Origin of the sequence: Hydrogenophaga sp. (assembly GCF_035481345.1) — a bacterium.
Taxonomy (GTDB): Bacteria; Pseudomonadota; Gammaproteobacteria; order Burkholderiales; family Burkholderiaceae_C; genus Hydrogenophaga.
On record NZ_DATIGV010000186.1, the window covers coordinates 36,742 to 43,099 of the forward strand.

6 protein-coding genes are annotated in these 6,358 nt (G+C 70.6%); 2 read left to right on the forward strand and 4 right to left on the reverse strand.

Annotated features, from left to right (window positions below):
* Positions 1-34 precede the first annotated feature (34 nt).
* From VLG41_RS20080 to dapF, 4 genes are all read right to left on the reverse strand, one after another.
* Positions 35-1,219, reverse strand: a complete 1,185-nt coding sequence (locus VLG41_RS20080) for a class I SAM-dependent rRNA methyltransferase (RefSeq protein WP_325351158.1) — start codon at positions 1,217-1,219, stop codon at positions 35-37.
* 25 nt (positions 1,220-1,244) lie between these two features.
* On the reverse strand, positions 1,245-2,195 hold the full coding sequence (locus VLG41_RS20085; protein WP_325351159.1) for a tyrosine recombinase XerC: 951 nt from the start codon (positions 2,193-2,195) through the stop codon (positions 1,245-1,247).
* 61 nt (positions 2,196-2,256) lie between these two features.
* Entirely contained in the window at positions 2,257-2,955 is a 699-nt protein-coding gene (locus VLG41_RS20090) for a DUF484 family protein (protein WP_325351160.1), read from the reverse strand.
* Positions 2,956-2,981: 26 nt separating this feature from the next.
* A complete protein-coding gene (gene dapF / locus VLG41_RS20095; protein WP_325351161.1) occupies positions 2,982-3,860 on the reverse strand; it encodes a diaminopimelate epimerase in 879 nt (292 codons plus the stop codon).
* Between the two features lie 221 nt (positions 3,861-4,081).
* Here dapF and VLG41_RS20100 point away from each other — a divergent pair, with 221 nt between their 5' ends.
* Positions 4,082-5,089, forward strand: coding sequence for an ABC transporter ATP-binding protein (locus VLG41_RS20100; protein WP_325351162.1), 1,008 nt, complete (start codon positions 4,082-4,084; stop codon positions 5,087-5,089).
* 53 nt (positions 5,090-5,142) lie between these two features.
* Positions 5,143-6,358: PotD/PotF family extracellular solute-binding protein (locus VLG41_RS20105; protein WP_325351163.1), on the forward strand; the 1,216-nt coding region annotated here is incomplete at its 3' end.

Sequence of the window (6,358 nt, forward strand, 5' to 3'; positions counted from 1 at the left end):
GGACGAGTGTAGGACAGCAAGATGAATGCCGGCCTCAGGGCCGGCGCATCACCACCAGGCCCTTGAGGTATTCGCCCTCGGGAAAGTTCACCGTCATCGGGTGGTCACAGGCGCCGCCCAGGCGCTGCAGGAAGACGCCGTCCACTCCCGCCTCCAGCCCGGCGGACGCCACGATCTTGTGGAACAGCTCCACGCCCACCCCGCCGGAGCAGGAGAAGGTGAACAGCACGCCGCCCGGGCGCAGCAGCTTGAAGCCCAGGCGGTTGATGTCCTTGTAGGCGCGCGCGGCGCGCTCGGCGTGCGCCGCCGTGGGGGCCAGCTTGGGCGGGTCGAGCACGATGCCGTCGAACTGGCGGCCTTCGTCGATGAGGCGGCGCAGGCTGGCGTTGACGTCGGCGTCGAGCCATTCGCAGCGATCGGCATCGAAGCCGTTCAAGGCCACGTTGGCGCGGGCCTGCTCCAGCGCGGGGCCGGAGGAGTCGACCGAGAGCACACGCCGGGCGCCGCCGGCGAGCGCGGCCACGGTGAAGCCGCCGCTGTAGCAGTAGCCGTTGAATACCTCGGCCAGGCCGAAGCGCTGGACGAGGTCCCGGCAGGCGGCGCGGCTGTCGCGCTGGTCGAGGTAGTAGCCGGTCTTGTGGCCGCTGGCGACGTCCAGGCCCAGGCGCCAGCCGTGTTCCTGCAAGACGAGCGCGGTGTCGCCCTGCCCGCGCAGCCAGCCGGTGGCGTCGGCCAGGCCTTCCAGGCGCCGGCTGCTGGTGTCGCTGCGCTCGTACAGGCGCTCGCAACCCGTGAGCTCGACCAGGGCGTCGGCGATCGCGTCCTTCCAGCGCTCGACGCCGGCGGCGCCGAACTGGGCGACCAGGGTGTCGCCGTAGCGGTCGACCACCAGGCCGGGCAGGCCGTCGGACTCGGCGTGCACCAGGCGCACGCCATCGCTGGCGATGGCCAGGCGCTCGCGCAGCGCCAGGGCCGCGCGCAGGCGCTCCTTGAAAAAGGCGGCGTCGATGCGCTGGCCCTGATCGAAGCTCCAGGCGCGCACACGGATCTTCGAAGCCGGCGAGTACGCGCCCCAGGCCAGGAACTGGCCGTCGGCGCCGTCCACGCGCACGGTTTCGCCGGCATCGGCGCTGCCCTTGGCGATGGCGCCGTCGAACACCCAGGGGTGATGGCGCTGCAGCGAGCGCTCCTTGCCGGGCTTGAGTCGGATGGATTTCATGGCCGCGATTGTCGCGGCGCCGCGCTCACTTGCCGCGCGGCTTGCGGGCCTGGGCGCGCGGATGGGCGGCGTCGTACACCCGCGCCAGGTGCTGGAAATCGAGCCGCGTGTACACCTGCGTGGTGCCGATGCTGGCATGGCCCAGCAGTTCCTGCACGGCCCGCAGGTCGCCGCTGGACTGCAGCACGTGGCTGGCGAAGGAGTGGCGCAGCATGTGCGGGTGCACCGGCGTGGCCAGGCCGGCCTTGATGGAGCGGCGCTTGAGCCGCACGCGGATGTACTGCGGCGTGAGCCGCTGGCCACGCTGACCGATGAAGAGCGCCGCGTCCTCGCGCGCGAAGGCCGCGCGCAGCTCCAGCCAGCGCCGCAGCGCTTCAAGCGCCGCACGGCCGACCGGCACGCTGCGCCGCTTGCTGCCCTTGCCGAGCACGTGCGCCTCGGCGCCCTGCAGATCGATCCAGCCGCGCGCCGTGGCGCTGGCCGCCGCGTCCAGGCCCACCAGTTCGCCGATGCGCAGGCCACAGCCGTACAGCAGCTCGGCGATGCAGGCGTCGCGCGCCTCCAGGGCGGGGTCGTCCTCGGCGTCCTCGTAGCTCGCCAGCCGCACGGCCTCGTCCACCGGCAGGGCCTTGGGCAGGGGCTTGCCGGCCTTGGGCGCGCGCACGTCGTTCACCGGGTGCTGCTGGATGAGGCCCTGGCGCCCGAGCCAGCCGTAGAAGCCGCGCCAGCCCGAGAGGATGAGCGCGATGCCACGCGCGCTGCGCCCGCCCGAGTGCATCTGCGCCACCCAGCGCCGCACGTGCGCGGGCATCACGTCCACCAGGGCCACGCCGGCCTCGCGCGCGTTCGCCTGCAGCTTGTCCAGGTCGGCCGTGTAGAGGATCAGGGTGCGATCGGCCAGCCGCTTGTCCACGCGCACGTGGTCCAGGTAGGCCCGCACCAGGCCCGCGTCGTCGTGGCGGGCCGGCAGCGTCATCGGAAACCCTTCGCGCAACGCGCTGCGGTGCGCGCGCCTTCGGGCGGCCGGGCGGGGTTCATCATTCCACGCTGGCGGGCACCACCGGGCGCAGGCGCGAGAGCGCGGCGCTGGTGAGTTCGCCGATGCGTTCGAGGAAGTCGGTGCCCATGTCGGGGGCGAAACGCTGCGGATCGGGCGAGGCCAGCACCAGCAGGCCGAAGGCCTCGGGCGCGGCGCCCGCGCGCAGGGGGATCAGCGCGAGCGAACTGGCCGACTCCGGATCGGCCAGCCATTGCGCGGCCTCCAGGCCCGGGTTGTGGCCGCAGTACGGCACCGCGAGCGAGCTGGCAAAGGCCCGCACGTCCTCGCTGGCGCCCTGGGCGTAGTCCTCGTCGCCGAATTCGGCCGACACGCCCCAGACCTTGATGCCCACCTGCGGCACCAGGAACTGCGCCGCCAGTTCGGTGGCGGCCACGCGCGGCAGTTCGCGCGCCTCGCGCACCAGCAGCAGCTCGCGCATCCAGCGCTGCAGCTTGTCGGCGATGGCGGTGTTCTCCTTGCCGTGGCGCAGCATCTCGGCGCCCTTGAGCTCCAGGCCGCGGATCTTCTCGCGCAGCATCTCGGCCTGGCGCTCCTGCAGGCTCACCGCCCGCCCGCCGTGCGGGCTGGTGAGCTGCACCGCGGCCAGCAGGCTGGCGTGGCGCTCGAAGAAATCGGGGCTGTTGGCCAGGTACTGGGCGATGTCGTCTTCGGTGATGGGCGGGATCGGCTGGGTCATGGTCTTGGGCGCAAAAGGCAGTCGTTTCAGTTCAGTTCGTCGGGCACGGTGATCTCGCCCTCGAACACGGGGGTGGCCGGGCCGGTCATGAACACCGGGGCGTCGTGGCTGGCGGTGTCGATCCATTCGATGGTGAGCACGCCACCCCGGGTGTGCACGTCCACGCGCGAGCCCAGCCAGCCCAGGCGGATGCCCGCCACCACGGCGGCGCAGGCGCCGGTGCCGCAGGCCAGGGTCTCGCCAGCGCCGCGCTCGTACACGCGCAGCTTCACGGTGCGGGTGTCGATCACCTGCAGGAAGCCGGCGTTGACGCGCTGCGGGAAGCGCTCGTGGTTCTCGATCAGCGGGCCCCAGGCCGCCACCGGCGCGCTGTCCACGTCGTCCACCCGCAGCACGGCGTGCGGGTTGCCCATGGACAGCACGGCAACCGGCTGGTCGCCCGCGTAAGGCACGGGCAGCGGCCAGCGCTCGAAGTTGCCGAGCTTCTCGGCCCGCAGGCCCCTGGCGTCGAAGGGCACCTGGGCCAGCGAGAACACCGGCGGGCCCATGTCCACGGTCACGCGGCCATCCGGCAGGCGCTTGAGTTCCAGCACGCCGTTCTTCACCTGCACGCGCAGCGGGTTGCGCTCGCTCAGGCCCTTGTCGTGCACGTAGCGCACGAAGCAGCGCGCGCCGTTGCCGCAGTGCTCGACCTCGCCGCCGTCGGCGTTGTGGATGACGTATTCGAAGTCCAGCCCCGGCCCGGGGGCCGGGCGCACGGAAAGGATCTGGTCGGCGCCGACGCCGAAGTGGCGGTCGGCGAGGAAGCGGTACTGCGCCGGATTCAGGCCGAGCAGTCCGCGTGTTTCGTCGAGCACGACGAAGTCGTTGCCCGCGCCCTGCATCTTGGTGAAGCGGATCTGCATGGGCGCGAATTATCCGCGCACGGAACCCGTGCGGTGGCGGCGCACGCAATCGACCCACGGCGCGCAGGGCTGGTGCGCCTCGCCCCGGTGCGCACGCACCGGGGCGCATCGCCCAGGCCACGCATGCCCCATCACCGTGCACAAACACCCGACTTCTTGTACGCAATCGGTGCTGGATTGCGTACAAACCGCCTGGCACAACTCGTGCAAGCAAGCGGGGCATGCACGCCGAAGCCCCCGCCCCCGCCGCCGTCGAGCTGATCGCGCTGAGCAAACGCTACGGGCCCGCCAGCGTGGCCGTGGACAGCATCGATCTGCGCATCGCCCCCGACAGCTACTGCTGCCTGCTGGGGCCATCGGGCTGCGGCAAGAGCACCACCCTGCGCATGATCGCGGGGCACGAGAGCACCACCAGCGGCGACATCCTGCTGGAGAACCGCAACATCACCACCCTGCCCGCCGCCAGCCGCGGCACGGCCATGATGTTCCAGAGCTTCGCGCTGTTCCCGCACCTCACGGCGCTGGACAACGTGGCCTTCAGCCTGAAGATGAAGGGCGTGGCCAAGGCCGAGCGCCAGGCGAAGGCGCAGGCCCTGCTGGAGCGCGTGGCCATGGGCCACCTGGCGCAGCGCAAGCCGGGCGAGCTCTCGGGCGGCCAGCAGCAGCGCGTGGCCCTCGCGCGCGCCCTCATCACGCAGCCGCGCGTGCTGCTGCTGGACGAGCCCCTGTCCGCGCTGGACCCCTTCCTGCGCATCCAGATGCGCGCCGAGCTGCGCCAGTGGCAGAAGGACCTGGGCCTGAGCTTCATCCACGTGACGCACTCGCAGGAAGAGGCCATGGCCCTGGCCGACACCATGGTGGTGATGAACCAGGGCCGCATCGAGCAGGTCGGCAGCCCGCACGAGGTCTACAACCGCCCCGCCACCGAATTCGTGGCCCGCTTCATGGGCGGGCACAACGTGCTGGCCACCGCCGAGGGCAAGGTGGCCGTGCGCAACGACCACATCAGCCTCGACGAGGCCCAGGCCGGCGCCGACTGGCAGGCCACCGTGAGCGACGTGGAGTACCAGGGCACCTACGTGCTGCTGGGCCTGCGGCTCGACGGTGAAGGCAACGAGGTGGTCTCCGTCATGCTGCCCGAGGCCCGCTTCCTGCAGCGCCCCTACCGGCTCGGCGAGCGCGCGCGCCTCACCTGGGACCCGCAGCGCGCGCACCGCTTCGCCGCCTGATGCCTTTCCCTTTTCCCGCCCTCCCCTTCATCCACCCACTCAGGAGCACACCCATGTCCGACCCCATCGACAGCAAACCCGGCCAGGCCGGCATCTCGCGCCGCAGCCTGCTGCAGGGCAGCGCCGGCATGGCCGGCATCCTGGCCAGCGGCCTGGCGCCCGCCGTGCACGCGCAGGAGAAGATCGTGCTGCGCTACCTCGGCACCGCGGTGAACCAGGACAAGGCCATCGCCGAGAAGTTCGAGGCCGACACCGGCATCAGGATCCAGTACATCCCGGTCACCACCGACGACGTGACGAAGCGCGCGGTGACCGCGCCCAACTCGTTCGACCTGATCGACACCGAGTACTTCTCGCTGAAGAAGATCCTGCCCACCGGCAACCTGCTGGGCATCGACACGAAACGGATCAAGAACGCCGACAAGATCACGCCGCTGTTCACGCGGGGCGAGGTCGGCGGGAAGAAGGTGGGCGACCAGGGCACCGCGCCGAAGAAGGTGATGTACCTCGAGACGCCCACGTCGAAGACGTTCTCGGCGGCGCCCACGCAGTTCATGACGCTGATCCCCACCGTCTACAACGCCGACACGCTGGGCATCCGGCCCGACCTCATCAAGCGGCCCGTCTCGTCGTGGGCGGAGTTGCTCAACCCCGAGTTCAAGGGCAAGTCGGCGATCCTGAACATCCCGAGCATCGGCATCATGGACGCGGCCATGGTGGTGGAGGCCGCGGGCCTCTACAAGTATCCCGACAAGGGGAACATGACGAAGAAGGAGATCGACCTCACGATCAAGGTGCTGATCGAGGCGAAGAAGAACGGCCAGTTCCGCGCGCTGTGGAAGGACTTCAACGAAAGCGTGAACCTGATGGCCTCCGGCGAGGTGGTGATCCAGTCGATGTGGTCGCCGGCCGTGACGGCCGTGCGCACGAAGGGCATCGCCTGCACCTTCCAGCCCTTGAAGGAGGGCTACCGCGCGTGGGCCGCGGGCTTCGGCGTGCCGAAGTCGGTGACGGGCCGCAAGGCCGATGCCGTCTACGAATTCATCAACTGGTTCCTCGACGGCTGGGCCGGCGCGTACCTCAACCGCCAGGGCTACTACAGCGCGGTGCTCGAGACGGCGAAGGCCAAGATGGAGCCGTACGAATGGGCGTACTGGATGGAAGGCAAGGCCGCCGCGAAGGACATCAAGAGCCCGAACGGCGACCTGCTGCAGAAAGCCGGCGGCGTGCGCGACGGCGGCAGCTACGAAGAGCGCATGGGCGGCATCG

What these genes read in the sequence shown, in the direction of transcription:
- VLG41_RS20100 (WP_325351162.1), top strand. Translation starts at nt 4,082, where the DNA reads ATGCACGCCGAAGCCCCCGCCCCCGCCGCCGTCGAGCTGATCGCGCTG.
- VLG41_RS20090 (WP_325351160.1), bottom strand. Translation starts at nt 2,955, where the DNA reads ATGACCCAGCCGATCCCGCCCATCACCGAAGACGACATCGCCCAGTAC.
- VLG41_RS20080 (WP_325351158.1), bottom strand. Translation starts at nt 1,219, where the DNA reads ATGAAATCCATCCGACTCAAGCCCGGCAAGGAGCGCTCGCTGCAGCGC.
- VLG41_RS20085 (WP_325351159.1), bottom strand. Translation starts at nt 2,195, where the DNA reads ATGACGCTGCCGGCCCGCCACGACGACGCGGGCCTGGTGCGGGCCTAC.
- dapF (WP_325351161.1), bottom strand. Translation starts at nt 3,860, where the DNA reads ATGCAGATCCGCTTCACCAAGATGCAGGGCGCGGGCAACGACTTCGTC.